The 23,011-nt window shown below is 60.1% G+C and carries 18 protein-coding genes and 4 tRNA genes; 18 read left to right on the plus strand and 4 right to left on the minus strand.

All coding sequences use genetic code 11. The features are described from left to right. Nucleotides 1-41: 41 nt before the first annotated feature. Together HBO11_RS01670 and HBO11_RS01675 are read right to left on the minus strand one after the other, a co-directional pair. A complete protein-coding gene (locus HBO11_RS01670; protein ID WP_169953431.1) occupies nucleotides 42-1,592 on the minus strand; it encodes an MDR family MFS transporter in 1,551 nt (516 codons plus the stop codon). Then, on the minus strand, nucleotides 1,582-2,628 hold the full coding sequence (locus HBO11_RS01675; RefSeq protein ID WP_169953433.1) for an HlyD family secretion protein: 1,047 nt from the start codon (nucleotides 2,626-2,628) through the stop codon (nucleotides 1,582-1,584). Before HBO11_RS01675 ends, HBO11_RS01670 begins: the two co-directional genes overlap by 11 nt. A 198-nt stretch (nucleotides 2,629-2,826) precedes the next feature. Between HBO11_RS01675 and gltX the strand changes: the two genes are divergently transcribed. From gltX to HBO11_RS01740, 13 genes are all read left to right on the plus strand, one after another. Continuing rightward, the gene (gene gltX, locus HBO11_RS01680) at nucleotides 2,827-4,308 is read left to right on the plus strand and encodes a glutamate--tRNA ligase (protein WP_169953435.1); all 1,482 of its coding nucleotides are present in this window, start codon (nucleotides 2,827-2,829) and stop codon (nucleotides 4,306-4,308) included. A gap of 147 nt (nucleotides 4,309-4,455) precedes the next feature. Next, a tRNA-Ala gene (locus HBO11_RS01685) sits at nucleotides 4,456-4,531 on the plus strand. Nucleotides 4,532-4,608: 77 nt separating this feature from the next. After that, nucleotides 4,609-4,684 (plus strand) — tRNA-Glu (locus HBO11_RS01690). Between the two features lie 49 nt (nucleotides 4,685-4,733). Next, nucleotides 4,734-4,809 (plus strand) — tRNA-Ala (locus HBO11_RS01695). 78 nt (nucleotides 4,810-4,887) lie between these two features. Then, a tRNA-Glu gene (locus HBO11_RS01700) sits at nucleotides 4,888-4,963 on the plus strand. Between the two features lie 183 nt (nucleotides 4,964-5,146). Then, a complete protein-coding gene (locus HBO11_RS01705) occupies nucleotides 5,147-5,686 on the plus strand; it encodes a TetR/AcrR family transcriptional regulator (protein WP_169953437.1) in 540 nt (179 codons plus the stop codon). A gap of 30 nt (nucleotides 5,687-5,716) precedes the next feature. Further along, complete coding sequence (locus HBO11_RS01710; protein ID WP_169953439.1) at nucleotides 5,717-6,550, plus strand: alpha/beta fold hydrolase; 834 nt, start codon at nucleotides 5,717-5,719, stop codon at nucleotides 6,548-6,550. Nucleotides 6,551-6,605: 55 nt separating this feature from the next. Beyond that, nucleotides 6,606-7,037 (plus strand): thioesterase family protein, encoded by a 432-nt coding sequence (locus HBO11_RS01715; RefSeq protein WP_169953440.1) that lies wholly within the window; start codon nucleotides 6,606-6,608, stop codon nucleotides 7,035-7,037. 67 nt (nucleotides 7,038-7,104) lie between these two features. Next, complete coding sequence (locus HBO11_RS01720) at nucleotides 7,105-8,064, plus strand: tRNA-dihydrouridine synthase (protein ID WP_169953442.1); 960 nt, start codon at nucleotides 7,105-7,107, stop codon at nucleotides 8,062-8,064. 118 nt (nucleotides 8,065-8,182) lie between these two features. Continuing rightward, nucleotides 8,183-8,632 (plus strand): Hsp20 family protein, encoded by a 450-nt coding sequence (locus HBO11_RS01725; RefSeq protein WP_169953444.1) that lies wholly within the window; start codon nucleotides 8,183-8,185, stop codon nucleotides 8,630-8,632. A 559-nt stretch (nucleotides 8,633-9,191) separates the two neighbouring features. Beyond that, nucleotides 9,192-10,571, plus strand: coding sequence for a hypothetical protein (locus HBO11_RS01730; protein WP_169953446.1), 1,380 nt, complete (start codon nucleotides 9,192-9,194; stop codon nucleotides 10,569-10,571). Between the two features lie 279 nt (nucleotides 10,572-10,850). Further along, a complete protein-coding gene (locus HBO11_RS01735) occupies nucleotides 10,851-11,603 on the plus strand; it encodes a hypothetical protein (RefSeq protein WP_346266866.1) in 753 nt (250 codons plus the stop codon). 169 nt (nucleotides 11,604-11,772) lie between these two features. Then, complete coding sequence (locus HBO11_RS01740; protein WP_262380933.1) at nucleotides 11,773-13,092, plus strand: hypothetical protein; 1,320 nt, start codon at nucleotides 11,773-11,775, stop codon at nucleotides 13,090-13,092. 28 nt (nucleotides 13,093-13,120) lie between these two features. Here HBO11_RS01740 and HBO11_RS01745 read toward each other — a convergent pair whose 3' ends face one another. Beyond that, nucleotides 13,121-16,414, minus strand: a complete 3,294-nt coding sequence (locus HBO11_RS01745) for an EAL domain-containing protein (protein WP_169953448.1) — start codon at nucleotides 16,412-16,414, stop codon at nucleotides 13,121-13,123. Nucleotides 16,415-16,477: 63 nt separating this feature from the next. Beyond that, entirely contained in the window at nucleotides 16,478-17,368 is an 891-nt protein-coding gene (locus tag HBO11_RS01750; RefSeq protein ID WP_169953450.1) for a LysR family transcriptional regulator, read from the minus strand. Nucleotides 17,369-17,514: 146 nt separating this feature from the next. Between HBO11_RS01750 and leuC the strand changes: the two genes are divergently transcribed. From leuC to asd, 5 genes are all read left to right on the plus strand, one after another. Beyond that, nucleotides 17,515-18,933 carry a 3-isopropylmalate dehydratase large subunit gene (leuC, locus tag HBO11_RS01755; protein WP_169953452.1) on the plus strand — a complete coding sequence of 473 codons (1,419 nt, stop codon included), beginning with the start codon at nucleotides 17,515-17,517 and terminating at the stop codon, nucleotides 18,931-18,933. A 10-nt stretch (nucleotides 18,934-18,943) separates the two neighbouring features. Continuing rightward, nucleotides 18,944-19,588 (plus strand): 3-isopropylmalate dehydratase small subunit, encoded by a 645-nt coding sequence (gene leuD, locus HBO11_RS01760; protein ID WP_169953454.1) that lies wholly within the window; start codon nucleotides 18,944-18,946, stop codon nucleotides 19,586-19,588. 129 nt (nucleotides 19,589-19,717) lie between these two features. Next, nucleotides 19,718-20,482 (plus strand): class I SAM-dependent methyltransferase, encoded by a 765-nt coding sequence (locus HBO11_RS01765; protein ID WP_169953456.1) that lies wholly within the window; start codon nucleotides 19,718-19,720, stop codon nucleotides 20,480-20,482. 51 nt (nucleotides 20,483-20,533) lie between these two features. Beyond that, nucleotides 20,534-21,616: a 3-isopropylmalate dehydrogenase gene (gene leuB, locus HBO11_RS01770; RefSeq protein ID WP_169953458.1), complete on the plus strand. Its 1,083-nt coding sequence runs from the start codon at nucleotides 20,534-20,536 to the stop codon at nucleotides 21,614-21,616. Nucleotides 21,617-21,680: 64 nt separating this feature from the next. After that, nucleotides 21,681-22,793 carry an aspartate-semialdehyde dehydrogenase gene (gene asd, locus HBO11_RS01775; protein ID WP_169953460.1) on the plus strand — a complete coding sequence of 371 codons (1,113 nt, stop codon included), beginning with the start codon at nucleotides 21,681-21,683 and terminating at the stop codon, nucleotides 22,791-22,793. Nucleotides 22,794-23,011: the final 218 nt, after the last annotated feature.

A 23,011-nucleotide genomic window follows, 5' to 3' on the forward strand; every position in this document is an offset into this window, starting at 1 on the left:
GAATGTGGGAGCGAGCTTGCTCGCGATAGGGGCAACTCGGTCTAGTGGACTTCCCCAGCCTTGAGCCCCGCCGGCAACGCCTTGGTCAGAAAGATCGCCAGCATGCTCACCGCCAACGCCAACCCCACAAAGTGAAATGCATCGTTGTAGGCCATGATCTGCGCCTGTTGATGCGCAATCTCACTGAGCTTGCCCAGCGCTGCCGTCTCATTGCCAAACTTCTGGGTCAGCATCGCCATGCGCTCGGCCACCTGCGGGTTGGTCGGCACAATGGCTTCGCGTAGGTAGTCAAAGTAGGTCTTGGTCCGCGCATCCAGTAACGTTGCCAGCAGCGCAATACCGATGGCACCGCCCAGGTTACGCAGGATATTGAACAGGCTCGACGCCGAGCCTGCGTCCTGGGGCAGGATGTACGCGGTGGCGATCAGCGAAATGGTGACCATGATCAGCGGCTGGCCGAGGGCACGGATGATCTGGATCTGGTTGAACTGGCTGCCGGCAAAGTCCGGGTTGAGCACGCCCGAGGAAAAACTCGCAAAGCCGAACAGGCCAAATCCCACCGCGCAAAGCCACTTCGGCGACACGTATTTCATCAGTTTCGGCACCAGCGGGATCAGGAACAACTGCGGCACCCCCATCCACATGATCACTTCGCCGATTTGCAGGGCGTTGTAGTTCTGGATCTGCGCCAGGTACAGCGGCAGCAGGTAGATCGAGCCATACAGCCCCACGCCCATGCCCAGGCTGGAAATGCTTGAAAGTCCGAAGTTGCGGTTGGCGAGGATGCCCAGGTTGATCAGCGGGTTGGGCTTGGACAACTGCACGATGACGAAGGTGATCAGGCTCAACAGGGCAATGCTGCCCAGGCTGACGATCAGGCTCGATTCCAGCCAGTCCTTGCGATGCCCCTCTTCAAGAAATACCTGCAAACAACCCAGGCCCACGGCCAGGGTGAAGATGCCCATGTAGTCGGTGCTTTTGAGCAATTCCCAGTGCGCGGCCTTTTTCTCCAGGCCATACAGCAGGCCGGCGATCATCAGCAGCCCTGGCGGTACGTTGATATAGAAGATGTATTCCCAGCCCCAGTTTTCTGTGAGCCAGCCGCCAATGGTCGGGCCGATGGAGGGGGCAAAGGTGGCCGTCATGGCGAACATCGCCATGCCCTTGGCACGATGGTGTTCGGGCAGCTTGATCAGGGTCAGGGTGAAGGCCAGCGGGATCAGCGCACCGCCGGTAAAGCCTTGCAGGGCGCGGAACACGATCATGCTTTCTAGGCTCCAGGCCATGGAACACATCAGCGAAGCGATGAGGAACCCCACCGAGACCCACACCGCCAGGCGCCGTGCCGAGAGCAACTGCACCAGCCAGGCGGTGAGGGGGATCATGATGATTTCGGCTACAAGGTAGGAGGTGGAAATCCACGAGCCTTCTTCCAGGGTGGCCGACAGCGCGCCCTGGATGTCCTTGAGCGAGGAGTTGGTGATCTGGATGTCGAGCACCGCCATGAAGGCGCCGAGCATGACGCTCATTACCGCGATCCAGTCGCGCCGGGTCGGTTCGCCGACCGGGCGCAGCAGTTGATCACCGGCCATGGTCAGGGTCTTGGATCTTCACTTTGACGGTCACCGACATGCCAGGGCGGATCTTGCCGTGCAGTGGGTTGTCGGCGGCAAAGGTGAGTTTTACCGGGATTCGTTGTACGACTTTGGTGAAGTTGCCGGTGGCATTGTCTGGCGGCAGCAGGCTGAACTGCGCGCCGGAGGCGGCGAACAGGCTGTCGACCCGCGCCTCGATGGGGGTATCGCCGTAGGCATCGAAGGTCAACTCGGCCGTCTGCCCAGGGGCCATATGGCCGATCTGGGTTTCCTTGAAGTTGGCCTGGATCCAGATGTCCTGGTCGGGAACGATGGACAGCAGGTACGCGCCGGCCTGCACATACTGGCCGTTGCGCGCGGCGCGCTGGCCAACCAGGCCGCTGATGGGCGCGTGGATTTCGCTGCGGGTCAGGTTCAGTTCGGCCTGGGCGATGTCGGCGCGGGCATTGGCGATCTGCGCGTCGAGGCGCTTGATCTCGGCGTTCAGGGCGCTGACTTGCTGGCGCTGGCCTTGGGAGTCAGCCTGGGCCTTGGCGACCTGGGAGCGGGCGATGTGGTTGTCGGCAGACAGGGTGGTGACGCGTTCTTCCGAGACATAGCCGGGCTTGCGCAGGGTTTGCGCGCGGGACAAGTCGATCTGCGCGCGGCCCAGGGTCGCCTGGCTGGACGCCACCTGGGCATCGGCGGCCGCGATCAGGCTGGCTTGTTGGGTCAGCTTGCTCGTGGCCTGCAAACGCTCGGCTTCGCGGGTGGCGAGGGCGGCGTTGGCGCGGTCGATGGCCAGCAGGAAGTCGTCCTGCTCCAGGATGACCAGCAACTGGCCTTTTTCTACGTGCTGGTTATCGCCCACTTTCACCTCGGCGATGCGCGCGCCAAGCTGGCTGGAGACCCGGGTGATCTCGCCCTGCACGTAGGCGTTATCGGTACTTTCATAAAAACGTCCCTTGAAGAACCAATGGGCAAAGAAGCCCGCGGCGACCAGGGCGACGATAAACAGGAAGATAAACAGGCGGCGTTTGAGTTGGGCAGGCATGGCGGCGCAGTGTCAGTTACAAAAGGTAATGGAATATAGCCAGCTAACGATTTGGCAAATAGCCATGTCGAGGTTCCAGCCCCAACCTTGGCTTATATGCCCTTTGTTGATCGGCCTACGCTGGAGCCAGGGGGCTTGGGGCTGTTACCATTCGCCCCTTGTTTTATTTTCAGCTTTATTGCCCATTCGAGACCCGCCATGACCACCGTCCGCACGCGCATCGCGCCATCGCCTACTGGGGATCCCCACGTCGGTACTGCCTACATCGCCTTGTTCAACTACTGCTTTGCCAAGCAGCACGGCGGTGAATTCATCCTGCGGATCGAAGACACGGACCAGGTGCGTTCGACCCGTGAGTCGGAACAGCAGATTTTCGATGCCCTGCGCTGGTTGGGCATCACTTGGGCTGAAGGCCCGGATGTTGGCGGCCCGCACGGCCCGTATCGCCAGAGCGAGCGCAGCGACATCTATAAGCAATACACCCAGCAACTGGTCGATATGGGCCACGCCTTCCCGTGCTTCTGCACTGCCGAAGAACTGGACCAGATGCGCGCCGAGCAACAGGCCCGCGGCGAAACCCCGCGCTACGACGGCCGCGCGCTGCTGCTGTCCAAGGAAGAAGTGGCCGCGCGCCTGGCCGCCGGTGAGCCGCACGTGATCCGTATGAAAGTGCCGAGCGAAGGCGTGTGCGTGGTGCCGGACATGTTGCGTGGCGACGTGGAGATCCCGTGGGACCGCATGGACATGCAAGTGCTGATGAAGACCGACGGCCTACCGACGTACTTCCTGGCCAACGTGGTCGACGACCACTTGATGGGCATCACCCACGTGTTGCGTGGTGAAGAATGGTTGCCGTCGGCACCCAAGCTGATCCTGCTTTACGAATATTTCGGCTGGGAACAGCCGCAGCTGTGCTACATGCCGCTGCTGCGTAACCCGGACAAGAGCAAGCTGTCCAAGCGCAAGAACCCGACTTCGGTGACCTTCTACGAGCGTATGGGCTTCATGCCTGAAGCGATGCTCAACTACCTGGGCCGCATGGGCTGGTCGATGCCGGACGAGCGCGAGAAGTTCTCGCTGCAGGAGATGGTCGATAACTTCGACCTGTCCCGCGTCTCGCTGGGCGGGCCGATTTTCGATATCGAGAAGCTGTCGTGGCTCAATGGCCAATGGCTGCGTGACCTGCCGGTGGAAGAGTTCGCCAGCCGTGTGCAGCAGTGGGCGTTGAACCCCGAGTACATGATGAAGATCGCACCGCTGGTGCAGGGCAGGGTGGAGACTTTCAGCCAGGTCGCCCCGCTGGCCAGCTTCTTCTTTGCCGGTGGCGTGAACCCGGATGCCAAGCTGTTCGAGTCGAAAAAACTCTCGGCTGACCAGGTTCGCCAGTTGATGCAGTTGATCCTGTGGAAACTCGAAAGCCTGCGCCAGTGGGAAAAAGAGGCCATCACCGCGACCATCCAGGCTGTGGTCGAATCCCTGGAACTGAAGCTGCGCGATGCCATGCCGCTGATGTTTGCCGCGATTACCGGGCAAGCCAGCTCGGTGTCGGTACTCGATGCGATGGAAATCCTCGGTCCGGACCTGACCCGTTTCCGTCTGCGCCAAGCCCTTGATTTGCTTGGCGGTGTATCAAAGAAAGAAAACAAGGAATGGGAAAAGCTGCTGGCTGCTATCGCCTAGTTAAGCGTTGGTGAGGGCAAAACCCCGGCTTTGCGGGGTTTTGACGGTAAGTGATTGTTATCCCGGCAAAAAACTTTGGAAATTGTTGAAAATAAATTTGACAGCCTTTCAAAGCGCCATTAAGATTCGCCCCGTCCTCACCGATGAGGGGCTATAGCTCAGCTGGGAGAGCGCTTGCATGGCATGCAAGAGGTCAACGGTTCGATCCCGTTTAGCTCCACCAATTTACAGGTTCAAGGTCTGGCCACACCGTCCTTGAATCGATCAGGCCCAGCTTGATCATGTTGTACAGAAGGTTTTGTCCCCTTCGTCTAGTGGCCTAGGACACCGCCCTTTCACGGCGGTAACAGGGGTTCGAGTCCCCTAGGGGACGCCAGTTTCAACAAGCAGCTCGCAAGATCTGCTGCGCCGCCAGGCGAAAAATCGGGGCTATAGCTCAGCTGGGAGAGCGCTTGCATGGCATGCAAGAGGTCAACGGTTCGATCCCGTTTAGCTCCACCAATTTACAGGTTCAAGGTTCCGGCCACACCGTCCTTGGATCGATCAGGTTCAGCCTGATCAGTTGTATAGAAGGTTTGTGTCCCCTTCGTCTAGTGGCCTAGGACACCGCCCTTTCACGGCGGTAACAGGGGTTCGAGTCCCCTAGGGGACGCCACGATTACCCGCTCTGCGGGATTTTTAAGGGTCATTCAATTATTGAATGGCCCTTTTGTTTGTCTGGCGTTTGGGTTTTCTCCCTCCCTCTTTCAAAGAACTTCTTCTGACCAACGGTCGAATTCAGCGCTTGCTAAAAATTATTATGAAGATAATATTTTAACCGTAATATTCGGAGGCCGTCATGAGCGATAAGAAAGCGCAAACCCGTGAACGTATTTTGCAGGCCGCCAGCTCCGCGCTGATCCAGCGTGGCCCGGCCGAACCGAGTGTGGGTGAAGTCATGGGGGCGGCGGGGCTGACCGTTGGTGGCTTCTACGCCCACTTTGAAAGCAAGGACGCCTTGATGCTGGAGGCGTTCGAGCAGCTATTGGCCACGCGTCGGGCGTCTATCGACGATATGGACCCCAGCCTGACAGGCGAAGAGCGCCGAGCCCTGGTGGCGGCGTTCTACCTGTCGCGCAAGCACCGTGATTCCACCGCCCAGGCCTGTCCGATCCCGGCCACGGTCGGCGAGATGAGCCGCCTGCCAGATGAATTTCGCGATGTATTGAACCGGCACGTCGAACTGATGGCCGCACAACTGGCTGCCAGCCCGGAAGACACCGATAAGGCCCTGGCCGACATGGCCTTGATGATTGGTGGCCTGGCATTGGCCCGGGCGCTGGGGCCTGGCGAATTGTCGGACCGTGTATTACGCGCCTCCAAGTCGGCAGTGCGCTGAACAAGGCTTGCGGGCCTGGGGAGTGAATGGATGAGCACCTTGAGCTGGATTCGTCGTGTCAACGGCACCGTGGGCAGGCTGGCGCCGCAGACCATCGCCAACCAGATGCGTCGCGCTTTCATGACGCCGCGGGACCTGCCGCCGCGTGATTGGGAATTGCCGCTGCTGGCGCAGGCCGAGCGCATCACCTTGCGCTTTGGCCTGTCGGCCCTGCGCTGGGGCCAGGGCCCGGCGGTGCTGATGATGCATGGCTGGGAAGGGCGCCCGACCCAGTTCGCCAGCCTGATCAACGCATTGGTGGGTGCCGGCTACTCGGTGATTGCCCTCGACGGTCCGGCCCATGGCCGCTCGCCGGGCCGCGAGGCCCACGTGGTGCTGTTTGCCCGGGCGATGCTGGAGGCTGCCGCTGAGTTGCCGCCGTTGCACGCGGTGGTCGGCCACTCCATGGGCGGCGCCAGTGCGATGCTGGCCATCCAGTTGGGCCTGCGCACCAATGCGTTGGTGAGCATTGCCGCGCCTTCCCGCTTGCTCGATGTATTGCGCGGCTTTGCCGGAGTGGTCGGCATGCCGGCGCGGGCACGGGCGGCGTTTATCCAAGAGGTCGAGTACTCCCTGGGCATCCCGCTCAAGCACCTGGATGTGGCGCACTATCAAATGAATATCCCGGGCCTGATCGTGCATGCCGAAGACGATACCTTCGTCCCGGTCAAGGCTTCGCAGATGATCCACGAGGCCTGGTTCGACAGCCGCCTGTTGCGCCTGGAGCAAGGCGGGCACCAGAAAGTCCTGGCCGATCCCCGGGTGGTCGAAGGCGTACTGGCGCTACTGGCCGGCTGTCGTGAACCAGCGCGGCAAACCGCTTGAGCCGAACGATGGGTTACACTGCTCGCCGCCGACATTAATCGACCGGGAGCAGGGCATGGGCTGGGACTTGGCAAAGCCGTTTATCATCGATCTGCAGGTGGCCCCTGAGGATATCGACGGCCTGGGGCATGCCAATAATGCCGTCTACGTTTCCTGGCTGGAGCGTTGCGCCTGGCGCCATTCCCAGCGCCTGGGCCTGGACCTCAGCGAGTACCGGCGCCTGGATCGGGCCATGGCGGTAGTGCGCCATGAAATCGATTACCTGGCGGCGGGCTACGAAGGTGATGAGTTGCAATTGGCGACCTGGATCGTCGATTGGGACCAGCGCCTGAAAATGACCCGGCGCTTCCAACTGATACGCCCCAGTGATGGCACCACCTTGCTGCGTGCACAAACCACCTTTGTCTGTATCGAACTCTCCAGTGGCAAGCCCAAGCGCATGCCGGCGGAGTTTATCGAGGGCTATGGCGTGGCGTTGCACATCTGACAAGGGGGTTAACGGTTACTGTGGGAAACCCAGTAAACTGCGCCACGTTTTTCGTTGAGTGTTTTCCATGCAAATTGCCTTGGCGCCCATGGAGGGGTTGGTCGACAACATCCTGCGGGATGTGCTGACCCAGGTGGGCGGTATCGATTGGTGCGTGACCGAATTTATCCGGGTCAACGACCGCCTGCTGACCCCGGCCTATTTCCACAAGCTTGCCCCTGAACTGCTGCACGGCGCCAAGACCGCTGCGGGTGTGCCGTTGCGCGTGCAGTTGCTTGGTTCCGACCCCGTGTGCCTGGCGGAAAACGCCGCGCTGGCCTGCGAGCTGGGTTCGCAGGTAATCGACCTGAACTTCGGCTGCCCGGCCAAGACCGTCAACAAATCCCGTGGCGGTGCGGTGCTGCTCAAGGAGCCGGAGCTGCTCAACCAGATCGTCGAGCACGTGCGTCGTGCGGTGCCGGCGCATATCCCGGTGACCGCCAAGATGCGCCTGGGCTTCGACAGCCCGGATGGCGCACTGGTGTGCGCCACGGCCCTGGCCGAAGGTGGCGCGGCGCACATCGTGGTGCATGCGCGGACCAAAGCCGATGGCTACAAGCCCCCCGCCCATTGGGAATGGATCCCGCGCGTGCAGGACGTGGTCAAGGTGCCGGTATTTGCCAACGGTGATATCTGGAGCGTCGAGGACTGGCGGCGCTGCCGCGAGATCAGTGGGGTCGAAGACATCATGCTCGGCCGCGGCCTGGTAGCGCGTCCCGACCTGGCCCGGCAAATCGCCGCTGCGCGTGCAGGTGAAGAGGTGGTAGAGATGACTTGGGAGGAGATGCAGCCCATGCTCCGGGAGTTCTGGACGCAGTCTGTAGCGCAACTGACTGAGCGCCAGGCTCCTGGCCGTTTGAAGCAGTGGCTGGCGATGCTGACGCGCAATTACCCGCAAGCCGTGGAGCTGTTTACTGCGCTGCGCCGGGAAACCGATCTGCTGCAGGTCAGTCGTTTGCTCGGTATGCCTCACCCGCAAGCGGCCTGAAATTTTTCTTACAGCCTCTCTTGAAATGTAATGGGTGGTCCTTATCTAGGGATTACACGATGCCGAACTCGGGTCGTGGAGATAAAGAACCTTGCTGATATTTCAGGAGATTTGACCTATGAGTACCGCATTTTCCCTGGCGCCGTTGTTCCGCTCTTCCGTGGGTTTCGACCGTTTCAACGACCTGTTCGAGACCGCATTGCGCAATGAGCCGGGCAGCAGCTACCCACCTTATAACGTGGAGAAACATGGCGAAGACCAATACCGCATTGTGATCGCGGCCGCCGGTTTCCAGGAAGACGATCTGGAGTTGCAGGTGGAGAAGGGCGTGTTGACCGTCAGCGGCGGCAAGCGCGACACCAGGGCTGAGAGTGTCACCTATCTGCATCAAGGCATTGCCCAGCGGGCCTTCAAGCTGTCATTCCGCTTGGCGGACCATATCGAGATCAAGGCTGCGGACCTGAGTAACGGTTTGCTGAGCATCGATCTGTTGCGGGTCGTGCCGGAAGAAGCGAAGGCCAAGCGTATCCCGATCAATGGGGCGCAGAAGCCGGCGCTGCAACACTAAGCGCATATTTTTAAATCTTTCATCATCTGCAAAAAGGGCGCCTCTGGCGCCCTTTTTTTGTTTAGGGGCTTGAAGGAGGTTGCAGGTGTTTTAATCGATAGCGAGGGGAGTTTTGTTTAGTTGAGGGTGTGTTGTTTTATTTGTTTGCTAGCAGGTGTGTGTAACTTTCTTGGTTGGGTGCGTGTTTGCATAGTTAGAGTGTTTCTTTGTTTGGATGCATGGCAGCAGTCTTAGTCGCGCGGGAAATATCATGGGCGCTGTCATGCACACTCGGCGAATCATAACGGTTTTTTTCCTCGCAGCAGTTTATTAACGGGTATGACGTGTTTTTATCAGGCACAAGCCGTAGAAAAGCAGGTTTTCGGCAGAAGTCCATGGGTAAAAGTCCTAAGTTACCTTTTAGTGTCCTTATGTTTTCCGCGATATCTGGAACCAGAACGCTTATTTCCCCACGAATCCAGTGACTTCGATACGGTCGCTGCCGTTTCAAGTCATAAAAAAACAGTGTTTGTCATGGGCGTCTGAACGTCCTGGTGCTTTTCTGAAAGAGGGATGAATAATGTCTTATCTGTCTGTTAATAATCCTCCGAGCGTCAATGTTGCTAATCATCAGCTTGATCTGGTCGCGCCGCCTGGAAGTGGTGATGTGAGTAAGTTGTTAAATACTAAGTCGAGCGTAGTGCCGGAACACACTCGGCATGTTGAAGTTGGGCGGGAAAATACAACTGTCAGTACGGATGCTCTTGCAAAGCTGCTGGATATGTTCGAACTGCTCTTCAAGGCAATGCGAGATGTGTTGTCGGGTAAAAAGCATCCTTCCGAGGCCTTGCCCACGGCGGATAAACCGTCTGAAACCAGACCCGCTCTTGGGGACAGAGCCGCCATTTCCACTAAGGATGCAAAGGCACAGGTGGGTGGAGACAAACCTACTACGCACACACCGCAGACCACCGGCAAACTGTTGATTTCAGGCCAGGCTTTAAAAAAGCAGCTCGATGCGGACAAGCTAGCCGAGAAGAAGCCCGACACTGAGAGCAAGCCTGCGATTGCGAGCAACGACACCAAACTACTGCTTGATACAGACAAGAAGCCCCAGCTAAAACCGGACGCCGAAAGCAAGCCCGTACCTGCGGGCAAGGACGCCAAGGTCCTGGTTGATAGCGACAAGAAACCGGAGCTAAAACCGGACGCCGAAAGCAAGCCCGTACCTGCGGGCAAGGACGCCAAGGTCCTGGTTGATAGCGACAAGAAACCGGAGCTAAAACCGGACGCCGAAAGCAAGCCCGTGCCCGCGGGCAAGGACGCCAAGGTCCTGGTTGATAGCGATAAGAAGCCCGAGCAAAAACTGGACACGGACACCAAGCCCGCGACTCCCGGCAAAGAAGTCAAGGTACTGTTGGATGGCGGCAAACAACCTGTGGTGCTGCCGCAGGTCAAGGTTATGCCAGGGACTCCAGAAGCGCAGGCCAAGGTGTCGTCGGACAACCATGTGCAGGTGAACGTGAATGTGAACAACTGCCACTGCCCATCGACTTACCAGCCACCCAGCCCGCGCGGCGGCGTCACAGTGACGCCTCGTTTCGAACCCGAGCCAGGTGTGGTGATACGCCACGACGCTCAGCTGAGGCCTGGCCCGCAGTCCAAGCCGACGGTAGTGCCCGGTAACGATGCGAAGGTGACGCCTGATACCCAGGTGCCTGGGAGTGATGGTCGGGCGAGGCCGGGCTTGGTGCCCAACCGTGTTGCAGCGGTGACACCCGACGCGGTGCCTGAACCGACCGTCCCGAATGACAGTCGCGTAACGCCTGAGGTATCCCCGCTACCAAACCCTGAAGTGCTACCGGATAAGCCTGGGCCTGAGCCGGATGTGACCGCTGCGGGGCCGGAATGCCGCCCTGATGAAATGGGGTGGTCGGCGCGTCCCTATCGCCGGTTTTAACGCGCCTCTTGGGCCAATAGACCTCTAACTTCAATCAGTTGCTTCTCCGGTCAGCGATCGGCCGGAGGGGCACTTTGTGCGAGAAAAAACATGTCTGTTTCAAGCGTTAACCGTGCTTCCAGCGTCATGTGTAATGGTTCCGGGTACTTGGCAGGAGCTTTTAGTATTGAGAGCGCTAGCCCCTCGCTACAGGGCTCGGCTGTCAGCAGGTTTTCCCATCAGCACTCGCCCAGGCATGTCGCTGACCTGGACGGCTGTGGGGCAAACCAGGCGGCGGATTTGCAAACCATCATTTCAATGTTCAGTACGTTCTTGAGCCAAATTACAGCGCTGCTGTCGGGTGGCAAGGAGCTTGATAAAGCCAAGGTTGTTCCCGCGCCTGTCACGCCTGAAATCAAGCCCATACCGTTAGTGCCAAAGCCCCAGACACCTCTTCCGGATTTGTCGACCAAGCGCAATGGGGCCAAATGCGATGATATCTGGGGTGGTTTTCGCCAAGGGCCGGATGGCAATTGCGTAACGGTTTCAGCGATCAAGGCCGCCATGCACAAGTTTGGACAAAGCCCCACTGATATCTACAAAAATGTCAGTAAAACCGAGCGCGGCTATGACGTGACGATGCGTGACGGTTTTCATTTGACGTTGACCAGCCAGGAGTTGAAACAGGCGGCAGCGGGCGCACGTTTTTTTGGGCGCGACAGGGGCATGCTCAAGGACGCTGAGTTTTTGTTTGCTGCCAGTGCCAAGCGTGCGCAGATAGAAAACAACGATGGTCGAGCGGCGAGAAGTTTCAGCGCGGCCATCCGCAGTCTCAATGATGGTGAAGATGAGCGTGGCGCAGGGGAAGGGTTCGAGCGCTTGGGCTTAAAGAAGCATATAAAAAATGTCCCGGTAAATACCTTGGCCCGCGGCCAGGTCGGGATGGTCAACCGCGCCCGGCATTCGGTCGCAGTGATCGACGGCAAGGAAGAGTTATGGGGTCGAAAAGGCAGGGCGCCGCGGTATGGGGATGCAGTGGCGTTAATCGGGTGATCAGTAGTGTTGTGTAGTTGTCGTTTTAAATTATAAGAGTGGCTGTTGTTTTCCTGCGCAGGTTTTTAACGTTAATTTTACTTTGGGTTTTCCTGATGCTTGGCATGCGCGGGTTTGCGCGATGTCTTGCTTGTCATACTTTCAATAAGTCTGTGGTTAGGAGGTTGTCATGAATGTGAATATGCTCAATCGGTCATTTACTGACAGTTATAGGCTGGGTGATAAACCTGTCAATGCTGTTTCTGCTGACGTTTTTTCAACTAGTGGCGGGGAGAAGCCCCAAGATATCGTGAATGCCTTTACCGCCACCCCCCGTGGATTCGGTGAGCATTTTGACAATAGTACCCATGCGGCTGTTATCAAAATGATGATGATGACCTTTGGTCAAAGCCCCCGCGATATGTTTGATGAGATTAAATCGACCGGTGATGGTTATGACATTACGATGAAAGATGAGTTTAAGGTTCATGTGTCCCATGATGAACTAAAACTTACGGCGCAGGCCTCGCGATTTTCCGGCAACGACCGAGCAGCCATCAACGACGCCAACGTTGTACTCGCCGCTTTTGCCAAGCGCAAACAACAAGCAGGTGGCTATGACAGTTTCGACAAGGTCCTGCACAAGAGCCTTGAGGGTGAAACGATGCAGAACTGCCTGCGGGGCATGGGGATGATTGGTTTTGCCCAGTTTGTGCCTGCCACTTACATGGCCGCCAGCGGCGCCGTAGGTGTGGTGGAAACCCATAATTTTGGCTCCGCGTTTGTCATGGACAATACCCAACATAATTATGGGCAAAAACAGCGGGTTGATAGAAGTTACGGTTATATGTTATTCAATGACCAGACTGTGCCTGGCGTATCGCCCGCAACCGTCGATTTACCTGACCTGAAATTATCCAGTGTGCCCATAGGCACCCAGCCCGCAGATATCTGGAACGGTTTTTACCAGGGGGCAGAAGGCAACTGTGTCACCGTGTCAGCGATCAAGGCGGCCATGATGCGGTTTGGACAAAATCCCCAAGGCATCTTTAAAAAGATCACCGCCACGGCTGAGGGTTATGAAGTGCTCATGAGGGATTCCTTCAAGCTGACCCTGACCCACGATGAACTGAAACAGGCCAAGGCTGCCTCAAACTTGAAGGGTAGCAATCCGGCGCTGCTGGACGATGCCAACTTCTTGTACGCCGTGAGTGCCAAGCGGGCCCAGGTGGAAAACAACGATTCGCGTGGCAACCAAAGTTACGAGGTTGCCATGGCAACACTCAACGATGGTGAATACCCCGGCGCCGCATTGCGTCGGCTTGGGTTGTTTGCCTATATCCGTGAAAGCACGGTTGAAGAGCTGGCTCGTGGCACCACGGGCACCTTGGCCAACACCTACCACTCGGTGGCGGTGATCGACGGCAAGCTGGACCTGTATGGGCAAAAACTCAGCCTGGAAAACTCGCACTGGCAGGGGCACTTCCACCGGGCATTGAAATTAGTGTGATACCCGGCGCAGGGACCCAGAGCGCTCTTCAGGTCCCGGCGCCTGGCCGTAACAGCTCTATAAATGCATCCAGGGGTAACGGCCGGCTGTGCAAATAACCCTGATACAGATGGCAACCCAGCCCCTGCAGGAACGCCAGTTGCTCGGGCGTTTCTACGCCTTCGGCAATCACCTCCAGGTTCAGGCTGCGCGCCATGGCCACGATCGCGCGGATGATTTCGGCGTCGTTCGGGTCGTGGGTGGCGTCCCTCACAAACGATTGATCGATCTTCAAGGCATCGACCGGCAGGCGCTTGAGGTAGGTCAATGACGAATAACCGGTGCCGAAATCGTCCATGGCGAAGCTGACCCCGAGTTTTTTCAGGCGGCGCATTTTGCCGATGGTGTCGTCCAGGTTCTGGATCACGATGCCTTCGGTGATTTCCAGTTTCAGCAAGGTGAACGGCAGTTGATGCTGCTTGAGGCTGCGCTCTACCCGTTCGACAAAATCGTTCTGGCGAAACTGTCGGGGGCTGATATTCACGCACAGACTGAAGCCGTCCGGCTCCACCAGGCCTTCGGCGATCAGCCGGGCAAAGGCACCACAGGCTTCGTCGAGGATCCAGGTGCCCACCTCGAGAATCAGCCCGCTGTCTTCCAGAACCTTGATGAACTCCGTCGGCGATTGCGCACCCAACTGCGGATGCTGCCAGCGCACCAGGGCCTCGGCGCCGACAATGCGATTGCCCCGGGCATCGACCTGGGGTTGGTAATGCACACTGAACTCGCCCCGCGACAACGCCAGGCGCAGGTCTGTCTCCATGCGCAGGCGCTCGCTGGCGGTGCGTTGCATGCTGTTATGGAACATCTGCGTGGTATTGCGCCCCGAATCCTTGGCCCGGTACAGGGCAATATCGGCGCGCTTGAGCAGGTCGGCCGGGGTCGAGCCGTGGTCGGGAATCAGCGCCACGCCGATGCTGGGGGTGACCTGCAAGCGCTGGCCATCGAGAAACATCGGCTCGGACAACAGTTCGCGCAGGGTGTCGGACAGCAACTGCACCTGCTTGCTGACCTCTAACCGAGTACCTTCCAGCCCGCTGAGCAGCACCACGAATTCGTCCCCTCCCAGGCGCGCCACGGTGTCCTCCATGCGCACGCTGGCCTCCAGGCGCGCGGTGACGATTTTCAGCACGGTGTCGCCCACCGGGTGGCCGAGGGAATCGTTGATGTGCTTGAAGTGATCCAGGTCCAGAAACAGCAGCGCACCCCGCAGGTTGTGGCGTTTAAGCAGGGCGATCTGCTGGCTCAGGCGGTCCATCAGCAAGGCGCGATTGGGCAGGTTGGTCAGCGGGTCGTGATAGGCCAGGTGGCGGATCTGCGCCTGCGCGCTCTTGAGCAGGCTGACATCCCGTGCGGTCAGCAGCAGGCACGGGGTTTCATTGAGGGTAATCGGCTCGACCGACACTTCTACCGCCAGCAACTCGCCACGTTTGTTGTGCCAGAGCATGTCCAGGTGATGGATGCGGCCCTTGATCTGCAATTCGGCCAACAGCGCGGCGCGCTGGTTTTCATCGGCCCAGATGCCGATCTGATACAGGGTCAGGCCAATGGCTTCTTCGGCGCGGTAGCCGGTCAGGCGGCAGAAGCCGTCATTGACCTCCACATAGCGCCCGGTGTCGCGCTCGGTAATGGACACCGCATCGGGGCTGGAATGGAAGGCCTTGGCGAATTTCTCCTCACTGGCCTTGAGCGCCGCCTCCGAGCGCTGTTGCTGGGTGATATCGCGCAGGGTGGTGACCACACAGGGCTGGTTGCCGACCTTGATCAGCCGGCTGGAAATCATGCAGGTCAGGCGCTGGCCGTTCTTGTGGTGGACGATGATCGCCACGTTGTTCAGCGCCTGCTCGCGGATCACCTGCTCGATGCGCTGCAGGCGCTGGGTTGGCTGATCCCACAGGCCGATCTGCTCGGCGGTGTGGTTGATGACTTCGGCGGCGGCCCAGCCAAAGGTCTGGCTGAAACTGGGGTTGATTTCGATGAACTCGCCGCTAGCCAGGCGTGTGACGCAGATCGGGTCGGGGCTGGCGAGGAACAGGCTGGCGAACTTCTCTTCAGAGGCACTCAGGCGCTGTTCGCGTTCCACCTGGTCGGTGATATCCAGCAAGGTGCCGGCCATGCGCACCGGCGTGCCCTGCGCGTCACGGTAGAGGCGGGCGCGGCTTTCCAGGTAGCGCGAGCTGCCGTCTTCCAGTTGCACGCGGTAGGTCAGTTGGTAGTTGCCCGCCGGCCCCTCACGCAAGGTGCGATAGGCATCGCGCATGCTGGCGCGCTCTTCATCGGGCATGCCTTCAAAAAACGCGTCGAACGACTCATGGAACGGGTGCGGATCCAGGCCGTGCAACTGCGCGGCCCGCGCCGAGCCGTAGAGCATGCCGCTGGGGATATGCCAGTCCCAGGTGCCCAACTGGGCCGAGTCCAGGGCCAGATCCAGGCGTTCCTGGCTGTCCTTGAGGGCCTGCTCGGCGTTCTTGCGTTCGGTGGTGTCGAGGAAGGTGCTGATCAGGTAGGCCTGGCCCTCGAGCTCGACCTTTTGTGCGCTGAGGGTGCCGTCATGGATTTGCCCGTTGCTGGCGCGAAATTGCACCTCCATGGTGATGGGCTCGCCCTTGCGCTGGGTCGCCCTGACCAACAGGGCCCGTTGCTCCGGGTGGACCCACAGCCCCAGGTCGAGGGTGGTGCGGCCAATGGCATCGGCCACCGGCCAGCCGAACAGGCTTTCAAAATACTGGTTGGCTTCACTGATCAGGCCATCTTCCTGGCGGGTCAGCAGGACCATGTTCGGGCACAGGTGGAACAGCGTGGCGAAGCGTTTTTCGGAGTGGCCCAGGGCATGTTCGCGTTCGCGCTGCTGGGTGGTTTCGCGGATCACCCCGATCATGCGCCGGCGCCCGGACGCATCCGGCAGCAGGCTGCCATTGATTTCCAGCCAGTGCAGGCTGCCGTCCGGCCACTGGATGCGGTGATGCATGGCTTGTTCGAAGGGTGCGCCGGCCAGGACCGCGTGAAACGCCCGGATCACGCGGCCGCGGTCCTCGGCGGCCAGCAGGTCGAGGTAGTCCAGGTCCTTGGGCAATGGCTGCCGGGGGTCGAAGCCGAATAGCGCCTGGGTGCCGCGCGACCAACTGATCCGCCCGCTGTCGATATCCCAGCTCCAGGCGCCGAGCCGTGCGGCATTGAGCGCCGCCAGCAGTTGCGGGGCGTTTTCCCAGCTTTGTTCCGCCTGCTGGGGGTCCAGGGCGTGAATGCGCGGCAGCGGCGGCACGGGATCGACAGGGTTGGGCATTATCAAGGGGCCTTGGCTCGATGGGCGTTCGGCGCGGGAGCAGGGTCTACAGGCCGCACGGCCTCATGCCGGCATCCCAGCCGGATCGACCTGTGCATCCAATAGGCTCATGAAAGCCCGCGCAGCGTTCGACAGCGTCCTTTCGGTGTGCACGATATAGCCTAGCTGGCGACTGAGCTGTATGCCCGGTAAAGCGATACTGGCCACTTGATCATCGAGCATGGTGCGCGGCAACACGCTCCAGGCCAAGCCGATGGAGACCATCATCTTGATGGTTTCCAGGTAGTTGGTGCTCATGGCGATGTTCGGCGTCAGGCCCTGGGCCTCGAACAGCCGGTGCACGATATGGTGGGTAAAGGTGTTGCCACCGGGGAATACCGCCGGGTGCCGGGCAATGTCGGCCAGGCTGATGCTGGCGTTGCTGGCCAGGCTATGTTCGGGCGCCACCACGAAATCCAGGGGGTCGTCCCACACCGGGGTGGCTCGCACCAGGCTGTGGGGCTCCGGGGCCAGGGTGATGACGGCCACTTCGGCACGGCCATGGAGGATTTCCTCGTAGGCGACTTCCGAATCCAGGAACTGAATATCCAGTGCCACGTTCGGGTATTCCCGGGTGAACGTGCGCAACACCGGGGGCAGGCGGTGCAGGCCGATGTGATGGCTGGTCGCCAGGGTCAGGCGTCCGCTGACTTCGCCAGTCAGGTTGGTCAAGGCGCGGCGGGTGTCATCCAGCACATTGAGGATCTGATAGGCGCGGGGCAGCAGGGCACGCCCGGCCTCTGTCAGGCCCACTTCCCGGCCCAGTCGATCAAACAGGCGCACCTTCAGTTGTTGCTCAAGGCCGGCGATGCGCTTGCTGATTGCCGGTTGCGTCAAGTGCAGGCGTTCCCCGGCCCCGGAGAAGCTGCCGGTTTCGGCGATGGCAATAAAAGCATTGAGGTTGGCCAGGTCCATGGTCGTATTCCAGCTGGTTATCCAAAGCATGAAAAATATGAATTTGAGTTATTTAATGTAACGCCATAGCATCAGCCTCACAAGCCAAAGGGTTATTGAATCGTTCAACGCCCAGGGCATAGAAAGACGCTGATGAGGACCGACTGATGGCCGGCAAAACGCTTTACGACAAACTCTGGGATTCCCATGAAGTGAAACGGCGCGATGATGGCTCGTCGCTGATCTACATCGACCGTCACATCATCCACGAAGTGACCTCGCCCCAAGCGTTCGAAGGCCTGCGACTGGCCGGGCGCAAGCCATGGCGCGTCGACTCGATCATCGCCACCCCGGACCACAACGTGCCGACCACCCCGGAGCGCAAGGGCGGTATCGAAGCCATTGCCGACCAGGTCTCGCGTTTGCAGGTCCAGACCCTCGACGACTATTGCGACGAGTACGGCATCACCGAATTCAAGATGAATGACGTGCGCCAGGGCATCGTCCACGTAATCGGCCCGGAGCAGGGCGCGACCTTGCCGGGCATGACCGTGGTCTGCGGCGACTCCCATACCTCGACCCACGGCGCGTTCGGCGCCCTGGCCCACGGTATTGGCACTTCCGAGGTGGAACATGTGTTCGCCACCCAGTGCCTGGTTGCTAAAAAAATGAAGAACATGCTGGTGCTGGTCGAAGGCACCTTGCCCTTTGGTGTCACCGCCAAGGACATCGTGCTCGCGGTGATCGGCAAGATCGGCACCGCTGGCGGCAACGGCCATGCCATCGAATTCGCCGGCAGCGCCATTCGCGACCTGTCCATCGAAGGCCGCATGACCATCTGCAACATGTCCATTGAAGCCGGTGCCCGCGTGGGCATGGTCGCGGCGGATGAAAAAACCGTCGAATACGTCAAGGGTCGTCCGTTTGCACCGGCGGGCGCCGATTGGGATGCCGCCGTAGAAGCCTGGAAAGACCTGGTGTCCGACAAGGATGCGGTGTTCGATACGGTGGTTGAACTCGACGCGGCCCAGATCAAGCCGCAAGTCAGCTGGGGCACCTCGCCGGAAATGGTCCTGGCCGTTGACCAGAACGTGCCGGACCCGGCCAAGGAAGCCGACCTGGTCAAGCGCGGCTCCATCGAGCGCGCCTTGAAGTACATGGGGTTGAAAGCCAACCAGGCGATCACTGACATCCAGTTGGACCGTGTGTTTATCGGTTCCTGCACCAACTCGCGGATCGAAGACCTGCGCGCCGCGGCGGTGATCGCCAAGGGCCGCAAGGTGGCCTCGACCATCAAGCAGGCCATTGTGGTGCCAGGTTCGGGCCTGGTGAAGGCCCAGGCGGAAGCCGAAGGCCTGGACAAAATCTTCCTCGAAGCCGGCTTTGAATGGCGCGAGCCGGGCTGCTCGATGTGCCTGGCGATGAACCCGGACCGTTTGGAGTCCGGCGAGCATTGCGCGTCCACCTCCAACCGTAACTTCGAAGGGCGTCAGGGCGCCGGTGGTCGTACTCACCTGGTCAGCCCGGCCATGGCCGCTGCGGCTGCCGTCAACGGTCGTTTCATCGACGTTCGCGAATTGATCTGAGGAATACCCGATGAGAGCTTTTACCCAACACACAGGTCTGGTCGCGCCGTTAGACCGTGCCAACGTGGACACTGACCAGATCATCCCCAAGCAGTTCTTGAAGTCGATCAAGCGCACCGGCTTTGGCCCCAACCTGTTCGATGAGTGGCGCTACCTGGACGTGGGCTACGCCTACCAGGACAACTCCAAGCGCCCGTTGAACAAGGATTTCGTACTCAACGCCGAGCGCTACCAGGGCGCCAGCGTGTTGCTGGCCCGGGAAAACTTCGGTTGCGGCTCCAGCCGCGAACACGCGCCGTGGGCCCTGGAAGAATATGGTTTTCGCAGCATCATCGCGCCGAGCTACGCCGATATCTTCTTCAATAACAGCTTCAAGAATGGCTTGTTGCCGATCATCCTGAGCGATGCCGAAGTGGACGAGTTGTTCGGGCAAGTGGAAGCCAACGTGGGCTACCAGTTGACCGTCGACCTGGCTGCACAGACCGTGACCCGTCCGGATGGCAAGGTGTACCACTTTGAAGTGGATGCCTTCCGTAAACACTGCCTGATCAACGGCCTGGACGACATCGGCCTGACCTTGCAGGACGGCGAGGCAATTGCCGCGTTTGAAGCCAAGCACCGGGCCAGCCAGCCTTGGTTGTTTCGTGATGCCTGATTTGCGGTAACCGTGCGGGCCCCATCGCGGGCAAGCCCGACTCCCACACTGGAATGCATTCCAACTGTGGGAGCTGGCTTGCCTGCGATAGCGCCCGTACAGCCACCCCAAAACCTGAGGAAAGCCACCATGACCAACACCGCCCACACCCAAGTCGTGCAAAAACAATTCGGCGAACAGGCCTCGGCCTACCTGAGCAGTGCCGTGCACGCCCAGGGCAGCGAATTCGCACTGCTGCAGGCCGAACTGGCCGGGCAGGGCGCTGCACGACTGCTGGACCTGGGCTGTGGTGCCGGTCACGTGAGTTTCCACGTAGCACCGCTGGTCAAGGAAGTGGTGGCCTACGACCTGTCGCAGCAGATGCTCGACGTGGTCGCCGCCGCTGCCACAGAGCGTGGCCTGGACAATATTCGTACCCTGCACGGCGCCGCCGAGCGCCTGCCGTTCGCCGATGGCGAGTTCGACTTCGTGTTCAGCCGCTACTCGGCCCATCACTGGAGCGACCTGGGCCAGGCCCTGCGCGAAGTGCGCCGGGTGCTCAAGCCGGGCGGCGTAGCGGCGTTTGTCGATGTCTTGTCACCGGGCAGCCCGCTGTTGGACACTTACCTGCAAACCGTCGAAGTGCTGCGCGACACCAGCCATGTGCGCGATTACTCCGCCGGCGAGTGGATGCGCCAGCTCAGCGAAGCCGGCCTGCATGTACGCAACAGCAATCGCCAGCGCCTGCGCCTGGAATACACCTCGTGGGTCGAGCGCATGCGCACGCCAGAGGTATTGCGCGCCGCGATCCTGGAGCTGCAAAAGGCGATGGGCCAGGAAGTGCGCGATTATTTTGAGATTCAAGCCGATGGCACCTTCAGCACCGACGTGCTGGTGGTCTGGGCCGAACGCTAATAATTTTCCCGACCTGCCCGAGGGCGGGTCGCTTGATGAAATGAGGAACCCATGAGCAAGCAGATTCTGATTCTCCCTGGCGACGGCATTGGTCCGGAAATCATGGCCGAAGCGGTCAAGGTCCTGGAATTGGCCAACAGCAAGTACAGCCTGGGCTTTGAACTGAGTCACGACGTGATCGGCGGCGCTGCCATCGACAAGCATGGCGTGCCCCTGGCCGACGAAACCCTGGACCGTGCCCGTGCTGCCGACGCGGTGCTGCTCGGCGCCGTGGGTGGGCCGAAATGGGACAAGATCGAACGTGACATCCGTCCGGAGCGCGGCCTGCTGAAAATCCGTGCGCAACTGGGCCTGTTCGGCAACCTGCGCCCGGCAATCCTCTACCCGCAACTGGCCGACGCGTCGAGCCTCAAGCCGGAAGTGGTGGCGGGCCTGGATATCCTGATCGTGCGTGAGCTGACCGGCGGTATCTACTTTGGCTCGCCACGGGGCGTGCGTGAGTTGGAAAATGGCGAGCGCCAGGCCTACGACACCCTGCCGTACAGCGAGAGTGAAATCCGCCGTATCGCCCGTGTCGGTTTCGACATGGCCCGCGTGCGCGGCAAGAAGGTCTGCTCGGTAGACAAGGCCAACGTCCTGGCCTCCAGCCAGCTGTGGCGCGAGATCGTCGAAGAAGTGGCCAAGGACTATCCGGACGTCGAACTCAGCCACATGTACGTCGACAACGCCGCCATGCAGTTGGTGCGTGCGCCCAAGCAGTTCGACGTGATCGTCACCGACAACCTGTTCGGCGACATCCTGTCCGACCAGGCCTCGATGCTCACCGGGTCCATCGGCATGCTGCCGTCGGCGTCCCTGGACACCAACAATAAGGGCATGTACGAGCCATGCCACGGTTCGGCGCCAGACATCGCGGGCCAGGGCATTGCCAACCCGCTGGCGACGATTTTGTCGGTGTCGATGATGCTGCGCTACAGCTTCAACCTCAGCGAAGCGGCGGATGCCATCGAGCAAGCGGTGAGCCTGGTGCTGGACCAGGGCCTGCGTACCGGCGACATCTGGTCGCAGGGTTGCACCAAGGTCGGGACGCAGGAAATGGGCGACGCAGTAGTCGCCGCGCTGCGGAATCTGTAATCTCTCGGGCCCGCTTGCAGTTGTTGCTGCAAGGCGGCCCACTTTTTAACAAGGTGTAGTTGCGATGAAACGTGTAGGTCTGATCGGTTGGCGCGGTATGGTCGGTTCCGTGCTCATGCAGCGGATGCTGGAAGAGCAGGATTTCGATCTTATTGAGCCGGTGTTTTTCACCACTTCGAATGTCGGTGGCCAAGGGCCGTCCGTGGGCAAGGATATCGCCCCGCTCAAGGATGCCTACAACATTGAAGAGCTCAAGACCCTCGACGTCATTCTGACCTGCCAGGGCGGCGACTACACCAGTGAAGTCTTCCCCAAGCTGCGCGAAGCCGGCTGGCAGGGCTACTGGATCGATGCAGCGTCCAGCCTGCGTATGCAGGACGACGCGGTGATCATCCTCGACCCGGTCAACCGCAAGGTCATCGACCAGCAACTTGACGCCGGCACCAAGAACTATGTCGGCGGCAACTGCACCGTCAGCCTGATGCTGATGGGCCTGGGTGGCCTGTTCGAAGCCGGGCTGGTGGAGTGGATGAGCGCCATGACCTACCAGGCGGCCTCCGGTGCCGGCGCGCAGAACATGCGCGAGCTGATCAAGCAGATGGGCGCGACCCACGCGGCCGTCGCCGATCAACTGGCCGACCCGGCCAGTGCGATCCTCGACATCGACCGCCGTGTGGCCGAGGCCATGCGCAGCGAAGCCTACCCGACCGAGAACTTCGGCGTGCCCTTGGCCGGCAGCCTGATCCCATGGATCGACAAGGAACTGCCGAACGGCCAGAGCCGCGAAGAGTGGAAAGCCCAGGCCGAGACCAACAAGATCCTCGGGCGCTTCAAGAACCCGATCCCGGTGGACGGTATTTGCGTGCGGATCGGCGCCATGCGCTGCCACAGCCAGGCGCTGACCATCAAGCTCAATAAAGACGTGCCGATCGCCGATATCGAAGGGCTGATCAGCCAGCACAACCCGTGGGTCAAGCTGGTGCCCAACAGCCGTGATATCAGCATGCAGGAGCTGAGCCCGACCAAGGTCACCGGCACCCTGAATGTACCGGTGGGCCGTCTGCGCAAGCTGAACATGGGCACCCAGTACCTGGGCGCCTTCACTGTAGGTGACCAATTGCTGTGGGGTGCGGCCGAGCCGCTGCGTCGGATGTTGCGGATTCTGCTGGAGCGTTGATCGCTTAGTGGTGTTGAAGAAACCCGCGTTCTGGTGACAGGCGCGGGTTTTTTATTGCGCCTGAGGCCGTCATTGCGGGCAAGCCCGCTCCCACACTTGAATGTGTTCACAAATCCAAATGTGGGAGCGGGCTTGCCCGCGATGACGGCCCGCGCCACACCACAAACCCCAGGCCAATTGCCTCACCCCCCACCACCCGGTAAAGTGCCGCTCCCCCC

Origin of the sequence: Pseudomonas sp. WS 5010 (assembly GCF_012985565.1) — a bacterium.
GTDB lineage: Bacteria > Pseudomonadota > Gammaproteobacteria > Pseudomonadales > Pseudomonadaceae > Aquipseudomonas.